The sequence below is a fragment of the Shewanella sp. 10N.286.52.B9 genome (genome assembly GCF_002873635.1).
GTDB lineage: Bacteria > Pseudomonadota > Gammaproteobacteria > Enterobacterales > Shewanellaceae > Shewanella.
Genome location: NZ_MCTY01000091.1, coordinates 1 through 25,478, shown reverse-complemented (window position 1 = coordinate 25,478; position 25,478 = coordinate 1). Strand labels below are relative to the sequence as shown.

22 protein-coding genes, 4 tRNA genes and 1 pseudogene are annotated in these 25,478 nt (G+C 40.3%); 12 read left to right on the top strand and 15 right to left on the bottom strand.

The genetic code is table 11. The features are described from left to right. Positions 1-9 precede the first annotated feature (9 nt). Positions 10-1,482, bottom strand: coding sequence for a glucose-6-phosphate dehydrogenase (zwf, locus tag BCU91_RS06250; RefSeq protein WP_102435536.1), 1,473 nt, complete (start codon positions 1,480-1,482; stop codon positions 10-12). A 330-nt stretch (positions 1,483-1,812) separates the two neighbouring features. On the opposite strand from zwf, the gene BCU91_RS06245 reads away from it, so the two are divergent. Both BCU91_RS06245 and pyk read left to right on the top strand, forming a co-directional pair. Then, positions 1,813-2,667, top strand: a complete 855-nt coding sequence (locus BCU91_RS06245) for a MurR/RpiR family transcriptional regulator (protein ID WP_102435538.1) — start codon at positions 1,813-1,815, stop codon at positions 2,665-2,667. 209 nt (positions 2,668-2,876) lie between these two features. Next, complete coding sequence (gene pyk / locus BCU91_RS06240) at positions 2,877-4,316, top strand: pyruvate kinase (RefSeq protein WP_102435540.1); 1,440 nt, start codon at positions 2,877-2,879, stop codon at positions 4,314-4,316. A 205-nt stretch (positions 4,317-4,521) separates the two neighbouring features. Here the strand turns inward: pyk and BCU91_RS06235 are convergent, their stop codons facing one another. Together BCU91_RS06235 and BCU91_RS06230 are read right to left on the bottom strand one after the other, a co-directional pair. Continuing rightward, positions 4,522-6,798: an acyl-CoA dehydrogenase gene (locus tag BCU91_RS06235; protein ID WP_102435542.1), complete on the bottom strand. Its 2,277-nt coding sequence runs from the start codon at positions 6,796-6,798 to the stop codon at positions 4,522-4,524. Between the two features lie 12 nt (positions 6,799-6,810). Further along, a complete protein-coding gene (locus tag BCU91_RS06230; RefSeq protein ID WP_076541009.1) occupies positions 6,811-7,452 on the bottom strand; it encodes a TetR/AcrR family transcriptional regulator in 642 nt (213 codons plus the stop codon). A 193-nt stretch (positions 7,453-7,645) separates the two neighbouring features. Between BCU91_RS06230 and BCU91_RS06225 the strand changes: the two genes are divergently transcribed. Continuing rightward, the gene (locus BCU91_RS06225; protein WP_102531115.1) at positions 7,646-9,529 is read left to right on the top strand and encodes a M2 family metallopeptidase; all 1,884 of its coding nucleotides are present in this window, start codon (positions 7,646-7,648) and stop codon (positions 9,527-9,529) included. 113 nt (positions 9,530-9,642) lie between these two features. On the opposite strand, the gene smrA is transcribed toward BCU91_RS06225, so the two are convergent. Beyond that, complete coding sequence (smrA, locus tag BCU91_RS06220; RefSeq protein ID WP_102435546.1) at positions 9,643-10,233, bottom strand: DNA endonuclease SmrA; 591 nt, start codon at positions 10,231-10,233, stop codon at positions 9,643-9,645. Between the two features lie 186 nt (positions 10,234-10,419). Between smrA and BCU91_RS06215 the strand changes: the two genes are divergently transcribed. After that, a complete protein-coding gene (locus BCU91_RS06215; RefSeq protein WP_241900987.1) occupies positions 10,420-10,968 on the top strand; it encodes a nuclear transport factor 2 family protein in 549 nt (182 codons plus the stop codon). A 128-nt stretch (positions 10,969-11,096) separates the two neighbouring features. After that, positions 11,097-11,579, top strand: coding sequence for a YchJ family protein (locus BCU91_RS06210; protein WP_102435550.1), 483 nt, complete (start codon positions 11,097-11,099; stop codon positions 11,577-11,579). A 27-nt stretch (positions 11,580-11,606) separates the two neighbouring features. On the opposite strand, the gene BCU91_RS06205 is transcribed toward BCU91_RS06210, so the two are convergent. From BCU91_RS06205 to BCU91_RS06195, 3 genes are all read right to left on the bottom strand, one after another. Beyond that, positions 11,607-13,784 (bottom strand): EAL domain-containing protein, encoded by a 2,178-nt coding sequence (locus BCU91_RS06205; protein ID WP_102435552.1) that lies wholly within the window; start codon positions 13,782-13,784, stop codon positions 11,607-11,609. Between the two features lie 253 nt (positions 13,785-14,037). Then, positions 14,038-14,325, bottom strand: a complete 288-nt coding sequence (locus BCU91_RS06200) for a DUF406 family protein (protein ID WP_102435554.1) — start codon at positions 14,323-14,325, stop codon at positions 14,038-14,040. Between the two features lie 199 nt (positions 14,326-14,524). Beyond that, the gene (locus BCU91_RS06195; protein WP_102435556.1) at positions 14,525-15,028 is read right to left on the bottom strand and encodes a VC2046/SO_2500 family protein; all 504 of its coding nucleotides are present in this window, start codon (positions 15,026-15,028) and stop codon (positions 14,525-14,527) included. A 123-nt stretch (positions 15,029-15,151) separates the two neighbouring features. On the opposite strand from BCU91_RS06195, the gene BCU91_RS06190 reads away from it, so the two are divergent. From BCU91_RS06190 to BCU91_RS06170, 5 genes are all read left to right on the top strand, one after another. After that, positions 15,152-15,236, top strand: a tRNA-Tyr gene (locus tag BCU91_RS06190). Positions 15,237-15,265: 29 nt separating this feature from the next. Beyond that, positions 15,266-15,350: transfer RNA gene (locus BCU91_RS06185), tRNA-Tyr, on the top strand. A 96-nt stretch (positions 15,351-15,446) separates the two neighbouring features. After that, positions 15,447-15,531: transfer RNA gene (locus BCU91_RS06180), tRNA-Tyr, on the top strand. 130 nt (positions 15,532-15,661) lie between these two features. Continuing rightward, positions 15,662-15,746, top strand: a tRNA-Tyr gene (locus BCU91_RS06175). Positions 15,747-16,008: 262 nt separating this feature from the next. Beyond that, a complete protein-coding gene (locus BCU91_RS06170; RefSeq protein ID WP_102531114.1) occupies positions 16,009-17,076 on the top strand; it encodes a PLP-dependent cysteine synthase family protein in 1,068 nt (355 codons plus the stop codon). A gap of 78 nt (positions 17,077-17,154) precedes the next feature. Here the strand turns inward: BCU91_RS06170 and queE are convergent, their stop codons facing one another. Then, positions 17,155-17,823 carry a 7-carboxy-7-deazaguanine synthase QueE gene (queE, locus tag BCU91_RS06165; protein ID WP_102519513.1) on the bottom strand — a complete coding sequence of 223 codons (669 nt, stop codon included), beginning with the start codon at positions 17,821-17,823 and terminating at the stop codon, positions 17,155-17,157. 345 nt (positions 17,824-18,168) lie between these two features. On the opposite strand from queE, the gene queC reads away from it, so the two are divergent. After that, positions 18,169-18,861, top strand: coding sequence for a 7-cyano-7-deazaguanine synthase QueC (gene queC / locus BCU91_RS06160; protein ID WP_198589275.1), 693 nt, complete (start codon positions 18,169-18,171; stop codon positions 18,859-18,861). A gap of 15 nt (positions 18,862-18,876) precedes the next feature. Further along, positions 18,877-19,518: a rhombosortase gene (rrtA, locus tag BCU91_RS06155; protein ID WP_102435564.1), complete on the top strand. Its 642-nt coding sequence runs from the start codon at positions 18,877-18,879 to the stop codon at positions 19,516-19,518. On the opposite strand, the gene BCU91_RS06150 is transcribed toward rrtA, so the two are convergent. The 7 genes and pseudogenes from BCU91_RS06150 to BCU91_RS06120 form a co-directional block, all read right to left on the bottom strand. Continuing rightward, positions 19,515-19,970 carry a GNAT family N-acetyltransferase gene (locus BCU91_RS06150; RefSeq protein WP_102531113.1) on the bottom strand — a complete coding sequence of 152 codons (456 nt, stop codon included), beginning with the start codon at positions 19,968-19,970 and terminating at the stop codon, positions 19,515-19,517. The genes rrtA and BCU91_RS06150 overlap by 4 nt on opposite strands. 56 nt (positions 19,971-20,026) lie before the next feature. Next, a pseudogene (locus tag BCU91_RS06145) lies at positions 20,027-20,531 on the bottom strand (FMN-binding negative transcriptional regulator). 91 nt (positions 20,532-20,622) lie between these two features. Then, the gene (locus BCU91_RS06140; RefSeq protein ID WP_102435570.1) at positions 20,623-21,075 is read right to left on the bottom strand and encodes an NUDIX hydrolase; all 453 of its coding nucleotides are present in this window, start codon (positions 21,073-21,075) and stop codon (positions 20,623-20,625) included. Between the two features lie 126 nt (positions 21,076-21,201). After that, on the bottom strand, positions 21,202-22,581 hold the full coding sequence (locus BCU91_RS06135) for a Na+/H+ antiporter NhaC family protein (RefSeq protein WP_102531112.1): 1,380 nt from the start codon (positions 22,579-22,581) through the stop codon (positions 21,202-21,204). Between the two features lie 213 nt (positions 22,582-22,794). After that, positions 22,795-23,595, bottom strand: coding sequence for a 2-keto-4-pentenoate hydratase (locus BCU91_RS06130; protein ID WP_241903426.1), 801 nt, complete (start codon positions 23,593-23,595; stop codon positions 22,795-22,797). Between the two features lie 218 nt (positions 23,596-23,813). Further along, entirely contained in the window at positions 23,814-24,542 is a 729-nt protein-coding gene (locus BCU91_RS06125) for a FadR/GntR family transcriptional regulator (protein WP_102435574.1), read from the bottom strand. A 74-nt stretch (positions 24,543-24,616) separates the two neighbouring features. Further along, complete coding sequence (locus tag BCU91_RS06120) at positions 24,617-25,357, bottom strand: FadR/GntR family transcriptional regulator (protein WP_102435576.1); 741 nt, start codon at positions 25,355-25,357, stop codon at positions 24,617-24,619. Positions 25,358-25,478: the final 121 nt, after the last annotated feature.

The following is a 25,478-nucleotide window of genomic DNA, read 5'->3' as shown; positions in this document are numbered from 1 at the left end:
AATATTTCCTTACTCGTCCCAAGAACGACCATCTTTAGTGATTAAAGCAACTGAAGCCACAGGGCCCCATGTACCTGCTGGATATGGCTTAGGCTTCTCGCCGCCATTTTCCCAAGAATTGATGATGCCATCGACCCAAGTCCAGGCTTGCTCAACTTCATCACGGCGCACGAACAATGCTTGATTACCTAACATGGCTTCAAGTAATAAACGTTCGTAAGCGTCGGCAATGCGTTCGTTTTTAAAGGTATCGGTGAAACTTAAATCAAGTTTGGTGGTCTGGATGCGTTGCTTTTCTTCCAGACCTGGGACTTTATTCATCATTTGAATTTCAACACCTTCATGGGGTTGCAAACGAATAGTCAACTTGTTTGGTGGTAAGTTACGCATGGTGTCACGATATAAATTATGCGGCGGGTTTTTGAAGTAAACCACAATCTCACTGCTCTTAAACGGCATACGTTTGCCACTACGTAAGTAGAACGGCACGCCAGCCCAGCGCCAATTATCAATATCAACGCGAAGCGCTACAAAGGTTTCAGTGTTAGATTTAACATTGGCGCCCTCTTCTTCTAAATAACCAGGAACAGGTGAGCCTTTTAAATAACCACTAGAATATTGACCACGAACCGTGTTTTCAAACACGTTGTTTGGGGTAATTGGACGCAATGACTTAAGTACTTTTACTTTTTCATCACGAATGCTATCAGCATCTAAATTTACTGGCGGGTCCATTGCCACAAGCGTCAGCACTTGCAGTAAATGGTTTTGGATCATGTCACGCATTTGACCTGCAGTATCAAAGTATCCCCAACGACCTTCAATACCGACTTCTTCAGCTACGGTGATTTGTACATGATCAATCGTGCGGTTATCCCACTTAGAAGCAAACAATGAATTCGCAAAGCGCAGGGCAATGAGATTTTGAACGGTTTCTTTACCTAAATAGTGGTCAATTCGGTAAACTTGATTTTCATTGAAGAATTCAGAAACTTTGTCATTAATGACTTTTGATGACGCAAGGCAAGTGCCAATTGGCTTTTCAAGCACGATACGGGTGTCGGAATGAATAAGGTTTTGCTCATTAAGACAACGACAGATTTCACCAAAGATTGACGGAGGCGTGGCGAAATAGCTGACCATTACACGCTTAGTTGGCTCTAAAAGACCATGGAAAGCTTTGTAGCCTTCAGAATCGGTAAAATTAGTACCGATATAATGACAACGAGCAATAAAGCGAGCGAGGGTCTCTTCACATAACTCGTCCTTTACAAAAGTGTTTAATGCTTTATTGACAAGTTCAATGAACTCTTCTTGAGTAAAGGCATCTTTAGCGACACCAATAACTTTGGTGTCTTTATCTAATAGATTCGCTTTATCAAGCTGATAGAGAGAAGGTAACAACTTACGGCGTGCTAAATCGCCTTTGGTGCCAAAAAGTACAAAGTCGCAAGCCTTGGCGCCTATTGATGAGTTACTCATTGCTTAAAATACTCCTTTATTATGCGTGTTCACAGGCAAACCATTTTTAGTTGCCAGTGAATAAAAGCACACTTTTGTTGTAATATAACAACAGAATTAAATTTGTGCATTATAATTTTACAATTATTGATATTGGTTACATCTAGCCTTTTTCACATAAAACCTGATAGTATTTTAGTTGTTAAATTACTTTACTATCATAGATTAGTTACAAAAAATAAAACAAAACGGCTTATAATCGTTTTTAGAGGTATGAAAATTACTTCATTTCCTCCTAAATTGTAATTTATGATATAAAATTACATCATCCATTTTAGCGGACAATTACTTATGAATACCCTTGAGAAGGTGCAAAAAAGCCTTACACAATTTAGTAAGTCAGAGCGAAAAGTTGCAGAGGTCATTCTCTCTTCTCCGCAAACGGCGATTCACTCTAGTATTGCAACGCTTGCCAAAATGGCTGACGTCAGCGAACCCACTGTGAACCGTTTTTGTCGCAGACTTGATACTAAGGGCTTCCCTGATTTTAAGTTACATTTGGCCCAAAGTCTTGCTAACGGTACACCTTATGTAAGCCGCCATGTTGAAGAAGATGATTCTCCTGAATCCTATACAACAAAAATCTTCGAATCTTCAATGGCATCCCTTGATACTGCCCGTCAAAGCCTTGATGTGGTTGCAGTCAATAAAGCCGTAGATATTTTAACGCAAGCTAAAACAATATCGTTTTTTGGCCTGGGAGCATCCTCATCAGTTGCTCACGATGCGCAAAATAAGTTCTTCCGTTTTAACGTACCGGTCATTTGTTTTGATGATGTATTAATGCAACGTATGAGCTGTATTGGCTGCGATGAAGGTGATGTTGTGGTGCTTATATCCCACACTGGCCGTACTAAATCATTAATCGAAATAGCCCGAATTGCCCGTGAAAATGGCGCTGCGGTGATTGGGATTACTGCTCGTAACTCGCCACTGTCTCACGAATGTACGTTGCCGGTGACCATGGAAGTGCCAGAAGATACTGACATGTATTTACCTATGGCTTCACGTTTAGCACAGCTGGTTACTATTGATGTGTTAGCCACAGGCTTTACCTTGAGAAGAGGCCCGCGTTTTCGCGATAATCTAAAACGTGTTAAAGAAGTATTGAAAGAATCTCGGATAAATAAAGATCTTACCATCTAATTATTACTAAATAATTACCTGTCCGAAAGGCCGAACAATATTACCTGTTCGGCCTTTTTTATTGAATTTATACGACTCAGTCACAGATATATATCTCAAAAACGATCTTTTTGTTCGTAACTTTCCTACATAATTCGAAAATCTCTGTTAATATAAGTCCATAATATTTAGTACCGAATTCTTTTTCTTTTAAATTAACGGAGTATCCTATGTTCCGCAGAACTAAAATCGTTACGACACTTGGACCTGCAACCGACCGCGATGATAACCTACGTAAAATCATTGCCGCTGGTGCAAATGTTGTACGTCTTAACTTCTCACACGGCTCACCAGAAGATCATCTTAAACGTGCTACTGACGCTCGCAATATTGCAAAAGAGTTAGGTGTTCACGTAGCTGTATTAGGTGATTTGCAAGGCCCCAAAATTCGTGTATCTACCTTTAAAGATAACAAAAAAATTCAGTTGAATTTAGGTGATACTTTCATTTTAGATGCAGATCTTGCTAAAGGTGAAGGTGACGAGAAACAAGTTGGTATCGATTATAAAGAATTGCCAAATGACGTTGTCATAGGTGACATTCTTATGCTTGATGACGGCCGTGTTCAGCTTAAAGTTGAATCTGTAGAAGGTCGTAAAGTTTTCACTAGTGTTACTGTTGCGGGTCCTTTATCTAATAATAAAGGCATCAACAAAAAAGGCGGCGGATTAACAGCCCCTGCACTAACTGAAAAAGACAAAGCAGATATTTTAACGGCTGCGCAAATTCAGGTTGATTACTTAGCCGTTTCTTTCCCACGTACTGGCGCTGATTTAGATTTAGCACGTAAGCTTGCTGAAGATGCGGGCAGTTTTGCACTTATTGTATCAAAAGTAGAACGTGCAGAAGCTGTTGGTACTGATGAAGCGATGGACGATGTCATTAAAGCATCTGACGCCGTAATGGTTGCACGTGGTGACTTAGGTGTTGAAATTGGCGATGCTGCATTAGTTGCAGTACAAAAGAAACTTATCCGTCGTTCACGTCAATTGAACAAAGTTGTGATTACTGCAACTCAAATGATGGAATCAATGATTTCAAGCCCTATGCCAACTCGTGCTGAAGTTATGGACGTAGCTAACGCCGTACTAGATGGCACTGACGCTGTGATGCTTTCAGCTGAAACTGCTGCCGGTGACTTCCCTGAAGAAACTGTGTTAGCAATGAGCAATGTTTGTGCTGGTGCAGAACAGCATCCATCAGTGATGTCTTCTAAGCATAGAATGAACGAAACATTCGATACTATTGAAGAAACCATTGCCCTTTCAACTATGTATGCTGCAAACCATTTAAAAGGTGTTAAAGCTATCATCAGCTTGACTGAATCAGGCGAAACCACCAAGTTAATGTCGCGCATCAGCTCTGCATTACCAATTTTCGCACTGTCTCGTCATCAAAAGACCTTAGCAAAATTAGCTTTATTCCGTGGTGTTATGCCAGTTCAGTTTGATTCTACAGCTTTCCCAGCTGATGCATTAGCATCAGAAGCGTTAAAAGCGGTTGCAGCTGCTGGTTACCTTAAATCAGGTGACATGGTATTAATGACTAAAGGCGATGCAATGGAAACTGTTGGTGGCACTAACACTTGTAAAGTACTTGTTGTTGCTTAATATGAGTTAATTGCTTCAAATAGCTAATAAAAAACCACCTGATTAGGTGGTTTTTTTATGTGCTAAATATGTGTGTTTTGATTTAGAAAATTGTGTGTCGTCATTATTTCAGGCTAACAGTACCCAAGGCATAAACATTACTTGTTTAACATTCAAACCTCAGGTAACGCTAGACCGTTACAGTCAAACGTCAGTTAACTTTCGATTATAGGCTTTCAAAATCATTGACATGAATCGCAGCTAAGCGCTTTTCATTGGCATCAAGTAGCTGCTCAAGCTCTGCTTGATTAATCACGTCATTGGCTAAAGCTTGGTTAAACAAGTCAACCATTGGCTGTTTCGCATCAAGAGTCCCCGCTTTTTGGGCTTTCTTAAGGCGAGAGTACAAACCTTTACAAGCATATTTAGCTGTAAATGCTTGCTCAACTTCAGCAATGCCGCTGCTATCTCCGTCAAAATCAGCACATAAGAAAGTTAACCTATCTCTTGCTGGCGAAGGTTGCATGAAACCATCTGCTAAGGTCGTTGCTTGCTTGTCAGTTGGCGCATTAAAGTGATTACCTAATGGAAATATGATCACTCTAAGCAATACGCTAACAAACTTATTTGGGAAGTTACGAATAGCCTCTTCCAATGCTTTAGCGGCAAGATGTAATCTTTCAGTCATGACATAATGCACTGCCGGTAAATCATCTTGTTGACGGCCATTATCTTCAAACAGCTTTAAGGTTGCTGATGCTAGGTATAATTGACTTAGCACATCGCCCATACGCGCTGAGATCATCTCTTTACGTTTTAAATCACCGCCCATGACCAACATAGCTAAATCAGTCATTATCGCTAAAGCTGCCGAGATACGGCTCATATCACGATAATATTGCTGAGTGGTACCACTAACTGGCGATGAATTGGTTTTACTGGCTGTTAATGCATTAAAGAAAGCCATGACGCCATTTCGAATAGCATAAGTCATATGGCCCATTAATAATGAATCGAAACGGTTAATGGCTGCTTTTTGATCTTCCATCGCCGCAGTTTCCATTTCAGCCAATACATAAGGATGACAGCGTGTTGCCCCTTGACCAAAAATCATCAGCGAACGGGTCAAAATATTCGCCCCTTCAACAGTGATAGAAATAGGACTGGCCATATAAGCATGACCGAGATAGTTTTTCGACCCTAACTGAATACCTTTACCAGACTGAATATCCATCGCATCTTCTACCACATCTCGACCTAATTCAGTCATGTGATATTTAGCAATCGCGGTAACCACCGATGGTTTCACTTTTAAATCAATACCGGTGGTGGTTAAACATCTGGCCGCTTCTAATTGATAAGTGTTAGCGATAATACGCGCTAGCGCTTCTTGTACACCTTCAAATTTACCAATTGGCATACCGAACTGCTGTCTTACATAACTATAAGCTGTTGTGGTTTTAGTGGCCATATGACCCGATGCAGTTGCCAATGCTGGCAATGAAATACCACGGCCGGCAGATAAACACTCAACCAGCATTCTCCAGCCTTTACCCGCAAACTGAGGGCCGCCAATAATCCAATCCAGTGGAATGAATACATCTTCACCACTTGTGGTGCCGTTCATAAAGGCCATCATCAATGGATTATGACGACGACCAATTTCAACACCGGGATGATCGGTTGGAATTAACGCACAGGTAATACCAAGATTAACCGTATCACCTAATAAGCCCTCAGGGTCACGCATTTGAAATGCAAGACCAAGCACTGTAGCTACAGGTGCCAAGGTAATGTAACGTTTATCCCAAGTAAGACTTAAACCTAATACTTCTTCACCATTAAATTCGCGGCGACACACAATACCAGTATCAGGTATTGCACCAGCGTCTGATCCCGCCTCTGGGCCAGTTAACGCAAAACACGGTAGCTCATCACCATTAGCTAACGCAGGTAACCAACGCTGTTTTTGCTCTTCAGTACCATAATGAGTTAATAACTCACCAGGGCCTAAAGAGTTAGGAACCATAACCGTAACGGCCGCACTAATGCTGCGAGAGGCAATTTTACTGACAATGGTTGAGTTGGCGTAGGCAGAAAACTCTCGACCACCAAATTTAGTGGGAATAATTAATGCAAAAAAACCTTCTTTTTTGAAGTAATCCCATAACTCAGGTGGTAAGTCTTTGCGGTTGTGAACAATGTCATAATCATCAATCATACTCAGCGCTGTTTGCACTTGGTTATTGATAAAGTCTTGCTCAGCTGCTGTTAATTGGGGTTTACCGTAATTGTGAAGCGTGTTCCAGTTTGGATTTCCGCCAAACAATTCACCTTCCCACCACACATCACCCGCTTCCATCGCCTCTTTTTCAGTACTAGATAATGGCGGAAGTACTTTCTTAAAAAACGAAAAAACCGGACGCGTGATAAATCGCATCCTTAAATTACGCACACCAAATAACACAGCAAGTGCTATTAAAACCAGTATAACGACAGTCATGTTAATCCCTTATTACTTAGCTAAAATTGGCACTGAAACACCAGCGGCCATATATGGAATCACCTTACGAATGATTGCTTCAGTATCATTATGTTCACCATAATCAGCTTCTGCAATTTCGTTAAGTGCATCAGCTGAAGCCATGGTGAATACTATGGTCCCTAAGGTAAAGTGTAGTCGCCAAAACATTTCTGCAGGCGGAATATGCGGCGCACTTTCTGATACCGCTTTAACGAAAACTTTTAAATAATCACCATAATGCGTGGTGATAAACCACCTTAAATGGCCCTGACTTTCGATATAACCACGACCTAACAATTGCAGAAATATCGTTGTTCCCCCCTGCCTAACTTGGTTTAATTCCAATAATGGATTAATTAGAGATGAAAATATCTCATTCAAATTAGCTAGTTGTGGATTTTTAAATAATCTATCTATTTCAGCAGCTGCGCTTGGCATGAACACATCTAAATAGCGTGCTAATACAGCTCTAATCAGCTCTTTCTTTGAACCAAAATGATAATTAACTGAAGCTAAATTAACTTCGGCTTTGCTAGTAATTAGACGTAAAGATGTTTCTGAAAAGCCCCTCTCAGCGAAAAGTTTTTCAGCAGCATCTAATATTCTTGTTTTTGTATCTGTTCTGCCTGCCATTCCATGACCCAAATCAATTAAAACACTCGTTTAAATTAAACATTGAGCGCACAGTTGTCAATCTAATTTCTTGTAGCTATTACATCTCAACACGATAGCAGCAACCCTTTGTGCACCAAGTTGCAACTAAAATGCAATATTTAAGTTAATTATGTAAACTGTCGTCGAAAATAAAAATAAGGAAACCTGTAAGATGAAGTTAACTTTTAAACAACCGTCTACTATCGCTGTTGTTATTTCAATGGCGCTTGGCCTTTCAGCCTGCCAACAAATGGATGAAGAGATTAATTTAACCACCACAAATCCTCTGCCACCAGCTAGCCAATCAAATGAAAAAACAACCAAAATTGATAGCGCTTCAGCAATCGCATTTATTAATGATGCTGAAGCACAGTTGGCCAAACTCTCTGTAGAAGGCGCACGCACCGAATGGGTATATAGCAATTTTATCACTGAAGATACTGCTGCGCTTTCTGCTGCAATTAGTGAAAAAATGACTTCGATGTCAGTTGGCTTTGCCACCGAAGCGGCTAAATATGCCAAGGTCGAATTAGATCCTGTTAACGCCCGCAAGTTACATATTTTACGAAGTAGCTTGGTATTACCTGCGCCATTAGATCCTGCTAAAAACGCTGAGCTTGCACAAATTAGCTCAGAACTGAATGGCTTATACGGTAAAGGGAAATACTGTTTTGCCGATGGTCGCTGCTTAACCCAGCCAGAATTATCAAATTTGATGGCTGAATCTCAAGATCCTGCGGTGCTATTAGAAGCATGGCAAGGATGGCGTGAAATAGCCAAACCTATGCGTCCATTATTTAAACGTGAAGTTGAGCTGGCTAATGAAGGCGCGCAAGATTTAGGCTTTAGCGATTTATCAGAACTTTGGCGTAGTCAATATGATATGGAGCCTGAGGCGTTTTCAGCCGAATTAGACCGACTTTGGGGTGATATTAAACCTTTATATGATTCACTACATTGTTATGTCCGTGGCGAACTAAATCAGCAATATGGAGACGAGGTAGCACCAGATAATGGTCCTATTCCTGCGCATCTATTGGGTAATATGTGGGCTCAGCAATGGGGAACCATTTACAATACTGTCGCCCCTGATGATGCAGATCCTGGCTACAATGTTACCGAGCTTTTAGCGGCCAATAACTATGATGAAATTAAAATGGTTAAGCAAGCTGAAGGGTTTTTCTCATCATTAGGCTTTGAAGCGCTACCAGAAACATTTTGGACTCGCTCATTATTTGTGCAACCTAAAGATCGCGATGTCGTTTGTCATGCTTCAGCTTGGGATCTAGATAACGAAGACGATATTCGCATTAAAATGTGTATTCAAAAAACCGCCGAAGACTTTACCGTTATTCATCATGAATTAGGTCACAACTATTATCAGCGCGCTTATAAAAACCAACCTCACCTATTTAAAGGTTCTGCAAACGACGGTTTCCATGAAGCCATTGGTGACACGATTGCGCTATCAATTACGCCGAGTTACCTCAAACAAATCGGTCTATTAGATGAAGTGCCTGATGAATCAAAAGACATCGGACTGTTACTGCGTCAAGCCCTTGATAAAATTGCCTTCATGCCATTTGGTTTGATGATCGATCAATGGCGCTGGAAAGTATTTAATGGCGAAATTAGCCCAGCTCAATATAACCAAGCTTGGTGGGATTTACGTGAAAAATACCAAGGCGTTAAAGCGCCTATAGCACGTACTGAAGCAGACTTTGATCCGGGCGCTAAATATCACGTCCCTGGCAATGTTCCTTACACACGCTACTTTTTAGCCCACGTACTTCAATTCCAGTTCCATAAAGCATTATGTGAGATCGCCGGTAATGAAGGCCCAGTGCACCGTTGTAGTATTTATGGTAATAAAGACGCCGGAGATAAGCTTAATCAAATGCTTGAGTCAGGTTTAAGTCAGCCGTGGCCTGAAGCGTTAAATATCGTCACTGGCACTAAAAACATGGATGCTAAAGCGGTACTCGATTATTTTGCGCCATTACAAGTGTGGTTAGATAAGCAAAATAGCCAACAAAACCGTCAATGCGGTTGGTAACTCATCGTTAGCTGTTTTAAATGAACTGCCAATAACAAATAGGCCCACTGACTGTTTTAGTGAGTAGGCCTTGTTATAAGGGTAATAACGCTATGTGATGCCGATAATATAGACTACCTAAAACCGCTTCCTTTACGATTAGTTTCACTTGCCTCAATTCGTTGCTGAGCGGATTTAACCAGCATAACAAATACTGCACCGGTGCCACCCTGAGTACGAGTAGCAGAATGATAGGCTTGCACTTCGTCTAACTGCATCAACCATTGGCACACTGCTGATTTCATTAACCCTGGGTATGGCTTACTTTTAAAGCCTTTACCGTGAATAACCAAAATATTACGCTCACCACGATGATGTGCTTTGATAATCGCCTCGATAAGGTATTCCCGCGCTTGAGCTAAGCGATAAACATGTAAATCAACCACTGTTTGATATTTATATTTACCAAGCCGCAGATGACTAAACACTTCATCTTGAACCCCATCAAGCTTGTAACTCACCATGTCTTCTGGTTTTACCGCACTAATCATCATCGGATCTACAGTAAGTTTACTAATGTACTCATTCTGCGCTGCAGCAGCTCGTCTGGCTAATTGCGCTTCTGTTGCGATGTCGGAATCGAAGCTAAAAATACTATCACTGGCCTTAATGGGTTTTACCCCTGCCATTTCTGCTAAAAACAGTGCGCTGTCATCGTTATTCATTATTGGTTCCTACACACTTTGTAAAGATTATCCACTTTAGTATCACTACCGAATAATTTATAGTGTTGCCATTGTCGTAATGACTATTGTTAGAATCACTAAGAGCAAAATAATTGCATGCCTCATTATAAAATATTTTTTATTGCCTGCTTCTCATTAATCAGTTTTTTCAATCAAGCTGTGACCTTGACAGATAACGAAATCATAAACCAAAACTATAAAACTTTTGCGTCAGGTTTTGAAAATTTAGATATCAGTATCATCGAGACCATGTATACCGATGATGCGGTGTACCTTTCTGAAACACCAAATCAAGGTATCATTACCGGTAAACCACAAATAGTTGAACTTTATCAGCATTTTTTTGAAAAAATTGCTAAAAGAGAAGCCCGTATTGAAGTCGATTTTCGAGTCATCAATAGAAAGCTAACTAACGATAGTGCTACTGACGTTGGCTTTTATTTGGTTCGATTCCACCCTAAAAAAGAAACAGGCGATCAAATTAGTGTATTTTCAGGTAAATTTGTTTTTGTGTCACAAAAAGACACTAACAATCAATGGCAGTTTATTGTTGATTCAAACACCAAAATGAACCCTGAGCTTTACTATTCGGCAAAACCCATTTCTAACTTATATTATGGTCGCCAATTCAATACTGAAGCTAAATCAATATCAGTTGAAAATGAAGCTGAAGTGGGTTCTGTACCCGTTGAAGCAGAACATCGAATTCCATAGCAATTGTTAAAGCTACTAGTTTAAAACTCTTATTAACCAGTTTAATAATCAGTGCTTTAAGCCATTAAAGATAAGCCTTCAACACTTTATAACCCATTTTTACTCATTGCATTTAAAAGACAGCTACTATGACGACTAAAATACATTGTCCCTGCGGCAGTGATTCAACTTATGAAGATTGTTGTAAGCCATACCACAGTAATGTTCAAGTTGCAGCCACAGCTGAGATCCTGATGCGCTCGCGTTATTGCGCCTTTGTATTACAACACTATCCCTATTTAATCGAGACTCATCATGCTAACTATCGCGGCGGCCTATCTATTAATGATTTGTCTCAAGGGGCTGAGCTTACTCGATGGCTTGGATTAGAGGTGATTAATTTTGAGCCACAAGATGAGCTCGCCACGGCAACGGTGACCTTTAAAGCTTGGTTTTATCATGACGGTGAAATCGATGCGATCTATGAAAAATCACAATTTGTTCGAGAAGACGCTAAGTGGTTTTACACCACTGGTGAGCAATTTAACGCGGATTTACCAAAGCGAAATGACCCATGTATCTGCCATAGTGGTAAAAAATTTAAAGCCTGCTGCATGAAGTTAACAGGCTAACACGCCATCAAATAACAACAAGTCGTGCTAATGCACGACTTCATTTTTTTCAAAAATAAACTGTGAAAATTCGTTTTCTCTTATGGCTGGGCTGTATAAATAACCCTGTGCGTGATGGCAACAGCTATCTTCAAGGAACAGCTCTTGCTCCTTGGTTTCAACCCCTTCTGCTGTTAGGGATATATTTAACGCCTTGGCCATAGCAATAATGGCGCTGACAATTTCACGGCTCTGATGACTGGTGGTTAAATCGGCAATAAATGAGCGATCGATTTTTAACTTAGTAATTGGAAACTGCTTTAAATAACGCATAGAGCTGTAACCTGTACCAAAATCATCGATGGCTAAGCCAACGCCTAAATCGGCTAATTCTTGGCAAAGTCGGGTTGCATGGCGAATATCTCCCATTAACTCAGTTTCAGTAATTTCTAAAATTAAGCTTTGTGGTTTAATCCGGTAGCGGGTAACTAAGCTCCAAACTTGCTCAAATAAATTGCCACTGAAAAATTGCCTTGCAGCAACATTAACATGCATGACGATATCAACATTCTTATGCTGCCATAAGTTAAGTTGCTTACAGGCCGCTTCCAATACCCATTCGCCAATGACAGTGATCATGCCGGTTTGTTCAGCGATATCAATAAATGCCCCCGGGTAAAGCACACCTTTTTTGGGGTGATGCCAGCGGATTAATGCTTCTGCGCCAATAAATTTATGATTTTTTAAATCCATCAGTGGCTGATAATACAGTTCAAATTGCCTGTTACGTACCGCGGTTTGTAAATCTCGCTCTATTTCGGCGTTATTTTTAAAGGTTGCTAATAAGTCATCATTAAAGACTTGGTAATTCAGTGATGGCTTCTTTTTCGCGTACTGCAGAGCAATATCAGCACAGGATAGTGGTGAAAACTGATCTGCAACCGCAGCTATATCAACAATGGCTAGCGCCGCTTTAGGGTCAACTTTTTCACGACCAATTACCGAGGTGACCAGTAATTGTTGATATAACTTATTAATATTGTTCTCGAGTAATTCAGCAGCATCAAATTGCGGTAAAATCATTGCAAATTCGTCACTGCCGACTCGCGCCACATCAATAGCATCATGGCTGTTAGCAAAATGCTTTAATCGTCGAGCGACTTCGGATAACAAGGCATCGCCTTGCTCATGACCATTGGTATCGTTAAACCGCTTAAAGCCCATTAAGTCGATAAGGATCAACGTGCCTTGAGAGAGCCTTTCTAATTGCTGAGTAAAATGAAGGCGATTACTCAGGCCGGTGAGGCTGCAATTCCAAGCAAGATGCTCAAGCTGCTCTTTGCTTTTACGCTGAGCAGTAACATCAAGGCATGACACTAAGGCGTAATCGTTTCCTTGCTCAGTGACAAAGCGGTTGGCTTGATACTGCACCCAGTAGTTCGAGCCATCAAGACGAGTTAGCTCACTTTCACCTTCTACCACATTGCCATTGATTAACGCTTGGGTCATTTCATCAGCAAGCTCTCGTTTGCCACGAAAAAAATCTAAGCTGACTAATTGATTATCTTGAACAATATCGCGACTTAGGCCAGTCATTTTTTCATGAGCTGGATTTATATATTCAATAATTTGGGTTTTAAGATTAATAAGCATCAATACATGCTTAGCTTGCTCTGTAGCACTATGAAATAGTGTTATTCGCTCATCTTTATCGTAGGCATAGCGGGTGGCAAGGGTTAAAGCCAATTGATCGGCAAATTGACAAGCAAATTGTATTTGATCGCTTGTTAGCTTTAGAGGATGTTCAAACTCAATGCACAATAGCCCTTCTATATGACCATTGATACGGATGGCAACATCTAAATTTGCGTGAACATTGGCTTGCTTATAATAAGCACTTAAGCCCTGCAGACGGGTGTCAGTTTGAGAACTGTCACTGACAATATGACGGTAACGGCGTATATCATCAAAGTAGGCATTTGCAACAAGATTATCGTTGCGGTGTTGGTAAATTAATTGTTTTAGGCTGTCATCAGCAGACAGACAAGCAATGATTTCTTGCTTTAGTGACTTGTTACGTAATGAAATAACTGAAACGCTACTAGCATTAAAAAACTTTAGTAGTAATTTACAGACTAACTCTGAGGTCTGTTTAAAGTCGCCTTGTTCTTTGGCGACAGAGTTTACAATTAACTCTAATAAATGTTGTTGCTCAGTTTGCTTCATTATTATTCCCAAAGGACAACTTAACAGTCGGGTAAACCTCTTTCTGTGGAGGTTTTTTCTACTTAAAATAACGGAACTTAGCCGTTAATAACACTCTAAAAATGTTAAGAAGTGTTGCTAAAAAGAGATATTTACAAAAATGTTATTATCAAAATCATGATGTTGAATTTTACTCAACTTCGGAAAATGAAGGTTACACTTCCTATTTTAAAACAGCAAGTTGTAACCTTCAACACCTCATAGAAACGACTAATTAAAGGCCGTTTTCTAATTGGAAAATCATTTTTTCTACCGTAACGTCAAACTCAAAAGTAACCACCACATCTTGCTCGGTTACTTGCTGCTGTACTTTGACATTGCTAAAACGTTCTTTGGCTTTGCTAACTAAGTCATCTGCAATTTGCTGAAAGTTTTCACCATCAACTTGCAAGATAAGTTGTGTATCTTCTTCTTCGATAACAGCACCAATATCGACAAAGCTGCCACAATCATTACAGTTGTCACTGACTTGTACTTCTTGCTTAGTAATCGTTTTTATCACTTTTATCACCTATCAATACACATTAAAACGTCAGCATAGCCCAAAAACTGAAATAAAATTTTTATATGCCTCACAATATTACCAATCAGTAATACACCTAATTGGGGCTGTCTAACCAGCAGGCGCTTAACGCTTAGTAGCAACTAACTCAAGTAACGGCTTAATCACTGCCACGGCATTTACTAAGCACCTGCATTAACTAGGCAACGGCATAAAGTTGTGATGCTAGGGTTTCGCTCATCTTTCTTTGTATGGTTAATTGCTCAAGAAATTCATTTTGCGCTAGAGCTGATGTATCTGGGACTAATTGTTGGTGCTTAAGTTTAGTCAGTAGATCACAATTCGCTAAGGTGATTTGCAAATCTTCATCATATTTTCCCCGCGTCACTACAGCTTCAGGTTTTAACGCCTGCTGTAAATGAAATTGGCTTAAACCGCTTTCATAAAAATCACCGGCATGATTAATCGCCTGTTGCTGAGATATATCGCACACTAATGCTTGGGGTTTAGGAATATGTAACTGTTTATATAATTTTTCATCAATGGATAAATTTTTATCGACTTGAAATTGCGCCATATCGCAAGCGTCATTAGACAACATAGAAAGTAGTAGCGCGAATTCGCCTCTTCTATGGTGTTCAACTGCATCATTAAGGCGATTGCCTAATTGCAGTTCGTTGACTAATGGCGACTCAATTTGCATATATTTACATCAAATTTATCAAGGTTGATATTTTATCGACCACTTAAACAAATACTTGAGCATTATTTTCGATTTTTCCTTTACTTATATTTAATTCGTGACTACTATTGCCGCCGCAATTGAGGAGGGGTTCCCGAGTGGCCAAAGGGATCAGACTGTAAATCTGACGGCTCAGCCTTCGAAGGTTCGAATCCTTCTCCCTCCACCATTTGCACAATGATAAATATACCGTTTCGTGGAGGGGTTCCCGAGTGGCCAAAGGGATCAGACTGTAAATCTGACGGCTCAGCCTTCGAAGGTTCGAATCCTTCTCCCTCCACCATTTATCGGTTTATGCTTCATTAAAAATCTATTTTATGTGGCCAACATAAATTAGAGGTAACACGAGTAAAAAGTAACAGCGTTAATGAAAATATGTGGAGGGGTTCCCGAGTGGCCAAAGGGATCAGACTGTAAATCTGACGGCTCAGCCTTCGAAGGTTCGAATCCTTCTCCCTCCACCATTCATTAGCAAAAATATTTAAAATTGATTTTATTTATGTGGTCAACATAGTTAAAATTGATTGCTAATATTTAAAGATATAAATGTAAAGTTATACCCAGTTAGATTGACGTAAAAAAGAAAAAATATGTGGAGGGGTTCCCGAGTGGCCAAAGGGATCAGACTGTAAATCTGACGGCTCAGCCTTCGAAGGTTCGAATCCTTCTCCCTCCACCATTTCTTTTAGTCACTTCAGTTCATCAAGTTAGCTCATTCAAATTAGCTCAATTTCAATTCTCAGTAGTTTCACTTCAGTTTTATCATCAAGATTTGCTTAGTTTCAACTTCACAGCCTTATCCTAGTCATTTATTGATATCGATTATTAATTTGCTGTCTAGCGTCAAAATGTAACCTTGTTCATAAAACATTAGAATTTAACTTCCTGATCTTGTTATTTATCTTTAAGATAATCCGATTACAGCAAACTTAGGATGTCAGATGTCTAAACAATGGGTTAATCAAGCCATAGCTAAAATAGAAGCTGATTTTCAACGCAGCGCCGATACACATTTAATTAAGTTAGAACTTCCACAATTAACTGGCATCGACATTTATCTTAAAGATGAAAGCACCCATCCAACTGGCAGTTTAAAACACCGTTTAGCCCGCTCTTTGTTTCTGTATGCGATTTCAAATGGATGGGTTAATGAAAATACCACCATCATAGAATCATCATCTGGCAGTACTGCAGTATCTGAAGCATACTTTTCTCGGTTACTTGGCCAACCGTTCATTGCGGTAATGCCAGCCACAACCGCGAAAAAGAAAATCCAACAAATTGAGTTTTATGGTGGTAGTTGTCATTTCGTCGACAAAACTGACCAAATATATGCAGAATCTCAGCGCCTAGCAGCGCAACTCAATGGCCATTATATGGATCAATTTACCTATGCTGAGCGCGCCACCGATTGGCGCGGCAATAACAATATTGCTGACTCTATCTTTAATCAGATGCAAAAAGAGCCACATCCAATTCCAGCATGGATTGTGATGAGCCCAGGCACTGGCGGTACCTCAGCAACCATTGGCCGCTACCTTAATTACCAACAACTTGATACTAAGCTGTGCGTGGTAGACCCTGAAAATTCGGTATTCTATGACTACTATATAAATGGTGATGCAAGTATTACCAGCGATAAAGGCAGTAATATTGAAGGCATCGGTCGCCCAAGGGTTGAACCGTCTTTTATCGCAGGTGTAGTGGATGAAATGAAAAAAATCCCTGATGCAGCATCTATTGCGACCATGAACTGGTTAGCACAGCATATTGGCCGCAAGGTAGGGCCATCAACGGGGACTAATTTATATGGCGTGTTGCAGTTAGCCTGTCAGATGAAACAAAAAGGCGAAACAGGCTCGTTAGTGACCTTGCTGTGTGATTCTGGTGAGCGCTATTTAGATACCTATTATAATAATGAGTGGATTAATAACAATATCGGTTGTACTGAAGAATTTGACCTAGAGTTGCAACATTTTAACAGCAGTGGTTGTTTGGGGAAGTTATAAAAATTTAGCCATAAAATCAGTTATAAAAAATAACCCCGCCCAATTGACATTAGGCGGGATTATTTTTCAATATGTTAGTTAATCGATATCTAAATATTTATGGGTCTGAATTGATAAGCGCCAATTACGGCTTATACAGGTTTTCATGGCAAGTTCAGTTGCCCGAGGTTTTTGACTAATAGGCTGTAAACAAATGGTTTTATTAGATACATCAATATCCACTAATAACTCATCAAGTTCATCAATATGGTTTTGGGTGGCGATGGGATGCTTAATTTCATTAGCGCGCTCTAGCGCCGCCTTTAAGACTTTATAGCCGCCTTTCATATTTACTTTTGGTGACACGGTAACCCAGACTTGCTCATGACAATGAACCTCGAAAGTACCACTGGTTTCAATCTGCACGCTGTTGCCAGCTTCAATCAAATGACTGGTTAACTTACTTAGGTCATATAAACATGGCTCGCCACCAGTAATGACAATATGTTTTGCAGTAAAACCTTTTTCAGTAAATGCAGTTAATAATGAATGCGCATCATGATTTGCCCAGCGACCAATGGTGCCATCCACTGCAATAACTTGTTGTTGAGAAACCTTGTTTGCTTCTAATACATCCCAGGTCTGTTTGGTATCACACCAAGCACAACCAACAGGACAACCTTGCAAACGAACAAAAATTGCTGGAACGCCGGTAAAGGTGCCCTCACCTTGGATGGTTTCAAAAACTTCATTAACTGGATATTTCATTTAGCTGCCTTATTCTCAGTAAGGGCGCATTTATAGTGTATTTTCACTGTAGCTGCAACCATTAACGGCCATGATAATGACTGCTTATTAGATTACCTGCCAACTAATTACATATGTCTGATGAAAGCTGATTATTAATCAGCCTATTAATAGCCGCTTTTACAAAAAGGTCACTGCTATAAAAATCTCACTAAAATTCTACTAATCAAAAGTTAAATAACCATGAAAGTTATCCTTAATGTCGTTATAATTTAGACCGTAATCAACGGCTTCAATTAACTAACTGTTTCAATGAGTCTGCTCTGGGAACATGTTGATATATTTAAATTTTATATGGTGAAAAAAATGTCTAAAGCAATTGTCGTATTTAGCGGAGGTCAGGACTCTACAACCTGCCTCATTCAAGCAATGTCTCAATATGACGAAGTGCATGCCATCACCTTTGATTATGGCCAGCGTCACCGTGAAGAAATTGAAATTGCTCAATCACTTGCTAAAGAATTAAACATTGCCAGCCATAAAGTCATGGATGTGGGTTTACTCAATGAGCTTGCGGTGTCTGCGCTTACTCGAGATTCAATTCCGGTATCCCATGAGATCATGAATAATGGACTGCCTAATACCTTCGTCCCTGGGCGCAATATTCTCTTTTTAACCTTAGCGGGCATTTATGCTTATCAGTTAGGGTGCGATGCCATTATCACTGGCGTGTGTGAAACAGACTTTTCTGGCTATCCTGATTGTCGTGATGAATTTATCAAGTCTATGCAGCAATCATTGGCGTTAGGTATGGATAAACCATTACAAATTGTCACCCCGTTAATGTGGCTAAACAAAGCTGAAACATGGGCACTAGCAGATAAATACCAAGCATTAACCTTAGTCAGAAATGAAACCCTTACCTGTTACAACGGCATAAAGGGCTGTGGTTGTGGCGATTGCCCAGCCTGCACCCTTCGCCAACGTGGTTTAGATGATTATTTAGCTAACGCTGACACTGTAATGGCTGAGCTTAATCAAAAAATGGCTAAAGCTTAAAATAGGGTTACTGACATGGCAAATAAGCAAACTCAAATTGGCGTATATGTTTTTGCAACTATAGTGAGCGTCATTTGCGCAGCATTATTTGCCTTAAATTTACTGCCTCTTGCACAAATAGATATCGACAGTTTACTGGCTTATCGCTATGACTCAATTACCCAAGGTGAATGGTGGCGACTGCTTAGTGGTAATATTCTGCACACTAACTTGTGGCATTTACTAATGAACCTAGCCGGTTTTTGGGTGATTTTGTTTTTGCATGAGACCCACTACAAACAGCATAGCGTTAAACTCGCAGGCTTATTTTTGAGTTTGGCAATGCTTGAAGGGCTCGGCTTATATTGGTTTTACCCAGAACTAAAGGGTTATGTGGGGCTAAGCGGGCTATTACACGGACTTTTCACTTTTGGCGCGCTACTTGATATCCGAAAAGGCTTTAAATCAGGCTATTTGTTATTGTTAGGGGTCATCATCAAAGCTGGTTATGAAACCTATTTTGGCGCCAGTGACAGCGTCAGTGAGCTGATCAATGCCAGAGTCGCCACAGAGTCTCACTTAATTGGCGTCGTAAGTGGGTTATTGTGCGGGTTAATTTGGTTGCCATTAAGTGGTTATTTAAAGCGCGCTCAAACACTGTCAACAAGCCACAATTAAGTATCATTTTGTGCTTGCTGATAAATGTTTGGCCGCCAAATTTGCATTAATATTTCGGGATTATCTATCGGCAGAAAACCATACTGAGCGTAAAGGCCATGAGCATCCCTTGTGGCCAGCATCATTCTCCTTAATCCCTGTATATCGGGGTGACTTATCACCGTTTCGATGAGTAACTTACTTAAACCAATTCCTCGATGTTGATCAGTAATAAACACATCTGCTAGATAGGCGAATGTGGCTCTATCTGTGATAAGGCGGGCAAAACCAACTTGCTCGCCTTGGTCAGTAAATACCCCAAAGCACAAAGAATGCTCAATGGCCTTGGCTAATACTGTTATCGGCATCCCTTTGGCCCAATAGCTTTGTGAGATAAAACCGTGAATAACACTGATATCTAATTTATTTTGATCCGTTGAAATAACATAACCCTTGTTGCCTAACTGCTGCATTAACGCCCCTTAACTAAGATTTATTCAGTTTAAGTAACACACATCGCTGCCCAAGCTTATGTTTGACTCAACATTTGCTTAGTATATTGATATAACTGCTGAGCATCTAAGTTTGTCGAATTGGCCAAACCCGCTAATACCCCAAGTTGATCAGCCTCTGAGCGATGTTGACCTAGCTTGAGTTTTCCTTCGATGCAAGTAATTGAAATTTTAAAACCCACAATGGCTTTAGCCAATTTATCGCGGTAGTCATTCGGAATAAAACCACCATGTTGTAATAATTCAGGCTCATATTTAGCGATGGTGTCAGTTAAATGCAAAATGGTTTCATTGTTATCAGTGAGCTCAAAAGGGCCTGTGACATGTTCCGCAGCATAACTCCAAGTCGGCACCGCAGGAAAACCGTCATACCAATTAGGTGAAATATACCCATGAGGCCCAGAAAATACCGTCAGCATCAGTTTTAAGGATTAATGGCAGATGAGAGGCTTGTAAATCGCTCGAGCTAAGCAGAGCAAAGCCAAACTGCTGGATAAAGTCTAAAGCCTCGTTAGACTGCATTTGTGATTTTTTAGGTAGGTACATGATCATCCTTAATATGTAGGTTTAACTTTTTGGGTGCTCAGTATTAATGAGTAACTCAATAAACGCGTTAATTCGTTGCTAAAAACTGCTGTAACCTTTGTTTTAATGGCGCTATTGCAGCTGGATGAGCCAAATAATCGGCAATCGTCATCAATTGCCAGTATTGGCCTTCTGAGCCAAAATTAATCGCATCTAGTTCAGTTTGAGTAATATAAGCGACAAAAAAGTAGGAGTGGCCATTTGCAGTTTGGTTAATCCCTCGCTGTTTGTATATCAAACGCTCTATTGGCAGCGCAATATCAAATTCTTCATGTAGCTCTCTAAGCACACACTCCTGGGCCGACTCCTTGCCTTCGCGGCCACCACCTGGAAAGTCCCACTGATTCGGGAACGGAATATTGGTTTTATCATCCCGTAAGTACACCACCAATTTATGTTCAAAAATCAGAGCTAATTTACAACCAGTGAATGATTCAGAATCCACATTTTTGGTTATCGCTTGTTGATTTGATAGCCCCATTTGTCAGCGACTCCACGGTTGATTTATTTATAATCACTATCCCATAAAAAAACCCGTGTTGATACTGAGATTGATTCAGTTTCAGCACGGGTTTAATGCGATAACCTCGACTTATGAACTTATATTCTAAGCAATAAAAATAAACCCAATAAAGGTAATGCCAGCGGCAATAAGCGTATAAGGTAATTGCGTTACCGCATGGCTAACTAAATTACAGCCTGCACCTTGGGCAGCGAGTACGGTGGAGTCACTATAAAAACACGCCTGACTGCCAAAAGATGACGCAGAAAGCAGCGCGCCTATCACGAGTGGCATATCCGCGCCAACAGCTTGGGCTAACGGCATCACAATGGGGATGGAGACGGCAAATATGCCCCAACTTGAGCCTGTAGCAAACGCTAAAACTGCCATAGCGATAAACACCACCGCGGGTAACATTTGCGCGGTCATATAGGGGCTTAAGCTTTCAATCACAAATTGTGGCAGTAATAATTTATCGCAAACATCTTTAAAAATAAACGCAGCGATCACAGTACCGATTGCAGGCAACATACTTTTAAAACCATCAATCATTTGCTCCATCATATCGGATAACGGCATTAATTTTTGCACGGTATAATAAGGAATGGTGATAGCCATCGTCGCCAATAATCCAAGCCAAACATCAATATCAAAGTACACGGTAAAACCGACTAATAAGATGATGGGTACTAAAAAATTATGTAACTTGCCTTGTTCGTCGGCGGCACTGAAATTGTCTTCAATGGCCTTTACCCCATAGTCATCGCTGGTGTGAGTTTCTGCAGACTCATCAACAGGAATACCAATACCTTGTTTAGCTTTAAATTCTGCTTTTTTCATCGGTCCAATAAGTGGGATAACCCCTAAAATAACCAATGGCACCATGACCACTGCCACCCAAGCATAGAGCATATAAGGAATCGCCTGCATATATACCGCAATGCCCTGCCCCGATTCGGCAATGCCGTTGTCTACTAACAAACCGCCGAAAAATACAGCCCAAGTTGATAACGGCACCAGCACACAAATAGGCGCCGCAGTTGAGTCAACCACATAAGCGAGCATTTCACGGGAGATTTTATATTTATCGGTGACGCGCTTCATGGTCTCACCCACGGTGAGCGCGTTAAGATAATCATCGATAAAGATGGCCACACCTAATACAAAGGTCATCATTAATGACGATTTGGGCCCTTTCGCTACTCGTAAGGCTTTTTTACCAAAGGCAAAAGCGCCGCCGGTCCTGACTAATAATGCGATCAAAGCGCCGAAGGTACCACACACTAATATCAGCCAACCTATAGTTTCGTCAGCCATTACACTCAGTGAGATTTCTGAAAAATTATTCAATGCTTCAGCAGGATCTAGCATCAATAATCCCACAACTGCGCCTATCACTAAGGCAAGTATCGGTCTGCGTAAAAATATGGCTAACATTATTACAACCAAAGGCGGGATCAAACTGATCGCAGATGGCTCTGTCATTAGGTTTTACCTTGTTAAAAGAAGATTAATATTGGAAAAAGAAAGTAATGTCGAATTGCATTTTAGTCAACAAGAACTAAACACAATATTGAAAAAAATACGGGTTTATTTCAAAATAATTATAAGAAAACAAATTCACTGTGACTGAATAAACAACCACAGTGACATTATTATTCATAGTTTAGGCTATTGACTACTTTAACGTCAGCACGATTAATCGCAACACTCGTTATGTGAAAAACTCACTTCAAACTCTCCTAAGTTGTCATAAACAACGGATAAAGGCGTATCCATATCGACCTTTATTACGCCGTGGTATGACCCCGTTATAATGTACTCTCCCGCATTTAACTCGATTCCTAATGCAGATAAATAGTTAACCAGCCAATACATAGGATTTTGAGGTAATTCACATGGGTGAACACCGATATAATCATGTTTAATCCCTGCCTGAGTCATTGTAATGTTTATGCCAGCCGCTTTATAAGCCGCCGCTTTCTCAATTTCAGGGCCAATAAATAAACCTTGATTACTTAAACCGTCAGCTAAACGCTCATAATGATTAGCTTTATAACCTTGACTAAACCTCGGCTGAATAAGCTCTAATGCCATATGAGTTGAACCTATGGCAGCATCTATTTCTGCTTCGCTGTAATGTTTGCCACTGGGTAAGTTACTTCTGAGTAAGAATGCGATTTCAGGTTCTATCAATGCTTGGCCATTAACCGCTTTCATTTGACATACCACCTGAGTTTCAACAACTTGCCCCAACAATGGTGCTGCGATAATACTGCCATCTTCTCTTGGGGTAAGGCATTTCCAACCTAAGGGAGCATGATCATGTAGGGCTATCATCAATTGCTGTACAGCATGAGCATCAGCCAAAGTTTTAGGCGACTGTAATAAATTAAATTCAGACTTAGGCTGTGTAGCATTACGCTGTGCAACTAAATGCTCTGCTATCGATTTAAAACGTAATGCTTGTTGATCAACTGTTTTTGATATATTGGACACACTAAATCCTTATGTGGCTTAATTTAAGCAATGAGAGAAAGAGACGGTAAAACAGTAAAAATTAATTTGATTCAATCCCATACAGTTAAACATGTGATGTTTAGAGGATCAATATGGATTACTTCTAAGCCATAAATAAAAACGTGCTTAAACCTCAAGGTTTAAGCACATTAATTTTATCTATCAGATAATGCTGCTAGCCATGACACATGCAGAAATTACATAAGTTCTACAAGCCTTGCCTTAGCATCGCTCAACAAGGTTTCTGTTAACGACTGGGCTAACGTACTGTCTTTTGCTTTAATCGCATCAAACACTTCTTTGTGAAAGGGTATTGAGCTTTTGTTTTCAGCATCATTTTGGTTAGTCACACGAATACTGACTAGCAATGCCGAAAAGATGACACATTCCATCGAAATGAATAACTCATTATGAGACGCTTTTAAAATAGCACTGTGAAAGTGTGCATCTGCAATCACAAAACGATCCACATCGCTTGTAGACGCTTCCATTTCAGCCAGCGCTTGAGTAATTGCTTGAATATCTTCTTCCGTGGCATTTAATGCTGCGAGACTGGCAGCTTTAGGCTCAAATGCGAGTCTAAACTCCATCAATTGAGTTAAAAAGTCAGGATTAAGTGGTGCAGAAAGGTGCCAAGCTAAAACATCATCGTCAAGTAAAGCCCAGTTATTTCTAGGTTTAACACGAGTACCAATTCCTCGGCGTACATCTAATAAGCCTTTACCAACAAGAATTTTTACCGCATCACGAACGACAACTCGACTGACTTGATAGCGTTCAGCCAGTTTATTTTCATCATCAATAAGCGTACCAGGCACAAACGTTCCAGCAACAATCCTACGACCTAACTCTTTTGCTACTTGAACCGGCAAACTCGGCGACATCGAGTTTGTTCTTCTTAAATCGTAGTATGTTAGTTCACTCATGTAATTATTCTATCCCAAGAAATATAACTACATACTATGTATATGATTTTGTGATGATACACAACCATCTGATGTTAATTATTGTCACTTTGGCTAAGAGAAAGGCGAATACTGGCATCATTGAGCAGTTTTTCGGTTAATTTCTCAGCTTTGTCACCATCACGATTAAAAATGGCTTCATACACATCTCGATGAAAAGGAACCGACGCTCCATTGTCTCGAGGGTCTTTATTGGTCATTTTAATACTTACCAATAACGCAGAATATATAACGCCTTCCATCGATGCCAGAAAACCATTGTTTGCCGCTTTCATCACCGCTTTATGAAACAAAGAGTCGGCAATAATAAAGTCTTCTGCAGTACCAGAAGCCTGCGCCATTCCTTCAACTGCTTTGGCAATTTCAGCAATGTCTGCATCCGTCGCACGCTCAGCAGCCCATCGCGCGGCTTTAGGCTCAAATGCTAATCGTACATCCATTAACTGCTTCAAAAAATTAAGATTGGGTGGCGCTGATAAATGCCAAGCAAGAATGTCATCATCCAGCATATTCCACTTATCTCGTGATTGAACACGAGTACCAATGCCCCGCCGCACTTCTAATAAACCTTTGCTTACTAGAATCTTTACAGCGTCACGAACTACCACTCGACTAACATGATACCGAGACGCCAAGGCATTTTCATCGTCAATAAGACTGTGGGCTTCGAAAGCACCAGAAACAATGCGGCGACCGAGTTCTTTAGCAACTTGTACAGAAAGACTAGGCGACATTCCTTGGGTGCATTTTAAATCGTAATATATTAATTCACTCATAGGTTAAATATAAACATAGTATGTTTAAGGTGTCAATTGAAACAATCTACGATTGAGACTTAATGATAATATATTGACTTCATATTAGATAAATTGATGCTTTAGATCAGAAGCAGAAGTA

Bases quoted from the DNA above. Each gene is read 5' to 3' on its own strand.
- zwf (WP_102435536.1), bottom strand. From the start codon at position 1,482: ATGAGTAACTCATCAATAGGCGCCAAGGCTTGCGACTTTGTACTTTTT.
- BCU91_RS06245 (WP_102435538.1), top strand. From the start codon at position 1,813: ATGAATACCCTTGAGAAGGTGCAAAAAAGCCTTACACAATTTAGTAAG.
- pyk (WP_102435540.1), top strand. From the start codon at position 2,877: ATGTTCCGCAGAACTAAAATCGTTACGACACTTGGACCTGCAACCGAC.
- BCU91_RS06235 (WP_102435542.1), bottom strand. From the start codon at position 6,798: ATGACTGTCGTTATACTGGTTTTAATAGCACTTGCTGTGTTATTTGGT.
- BCU91_RS06230 (WP_076541009.1), bottom strand. From the start codon at position 7,452: ATGGCAGGCAGAACAGATACAAAAACAAGAATATTAGATGCTGCTGAA.
- BCU91_RS06225 (WP_102531115.1), top strand. From the start codon at position 7,646: ATGAAGTTAACTTTTAAACAACCGTCTACTATCGCTGTTGTTATTTCA.
- smrA (WP_102435546.1), bottom strand. From the start codon at position 10,233: ATGAATAACGATGACAGCGCACTGTTTTTAGCAGAAATGGCAGGGGTA.
- BCU91_RS06210 (WP_102435550.1), top strand. From the start codon at position 11,097: ATGACGACTAAAATACATTGTCCCTGCGGCAGTGATTCAACTTATGAA.
- BCU91_RS06205 (WP_102435552.1), bottom strand. From the start codon at position 13,784: ATGAAGCAAACTGAGCAACAACATTTATTAGAGTTAATTGTAAACTCT.
- BCU91_RS06195 (WP_102435556.1), bottom strand. From the start codon at position 15,028: ATGCAAATTGAGTCGCCATTAGTCAACGAACTGCAATTAGGCAATCGC.
- BCU91_RS06170 (WP_102531114.1), top strand. From the start codon at position 16,009: ATGTCTAAACAATGGGTTAATCAAGCCATAGCTAAAATAGAAGCTGAT.
- queE (WP_102519513.1), bottom strand. From the start codon at position 17,823: ATGAAATATCCAGTTAATGAAGTTTTTGAAACCATCCAAGGTGAGGGC.
- queC (WP_198589275.1), top strand. From the start codon at position 18,169: ATGTCTAAAGCAATTGTCGTATTTAGCGGAGGTCAGGACTCTACAACC.
- rrtA (WP_102435564.1), top strand. From the start codon at position 18,877: ATGGCAAATAAGCAAACTCAAATTGGCGTATATGTTTTTGCAACTATA.
- BCU91_RS06150 (WP_102531113.1), bottom strand. From the start codon at position 19,970: ATGCAGCAGTTAGGCAACAAGGGTTATGTTATTTCAACGGATCAAAAT.
- BCU91_RS06140 (WP_102435570.1), bottom strand. From the start codon at position 21,075: ATGGGGCTATCAAATCAACAAGCGATAACCAAAAATGTGGATTCTGAA.
- BCU91_RS06135 (WP_102531112.1), bottom strand. From the start codon at position 22,581: ATGACAGAGCCATCTGCGATCAGTTTGATCCCGCCTTTGGTTGTAATA.
- BCU91_RS06125 (WP_102435574.1), bottom strand. From the start codon at position 24,542: ATGAGTGAACTAACATACTACGATTTAAGAAGAACAAACTCGATGTCG.
- BCU91_RS06120 (WP_102435576.1), bottom strand. From the start codon at position 25,357: ATGAGTGAATTAATATATTACGATTTAAAATGCACCCAAGGAATGTCG.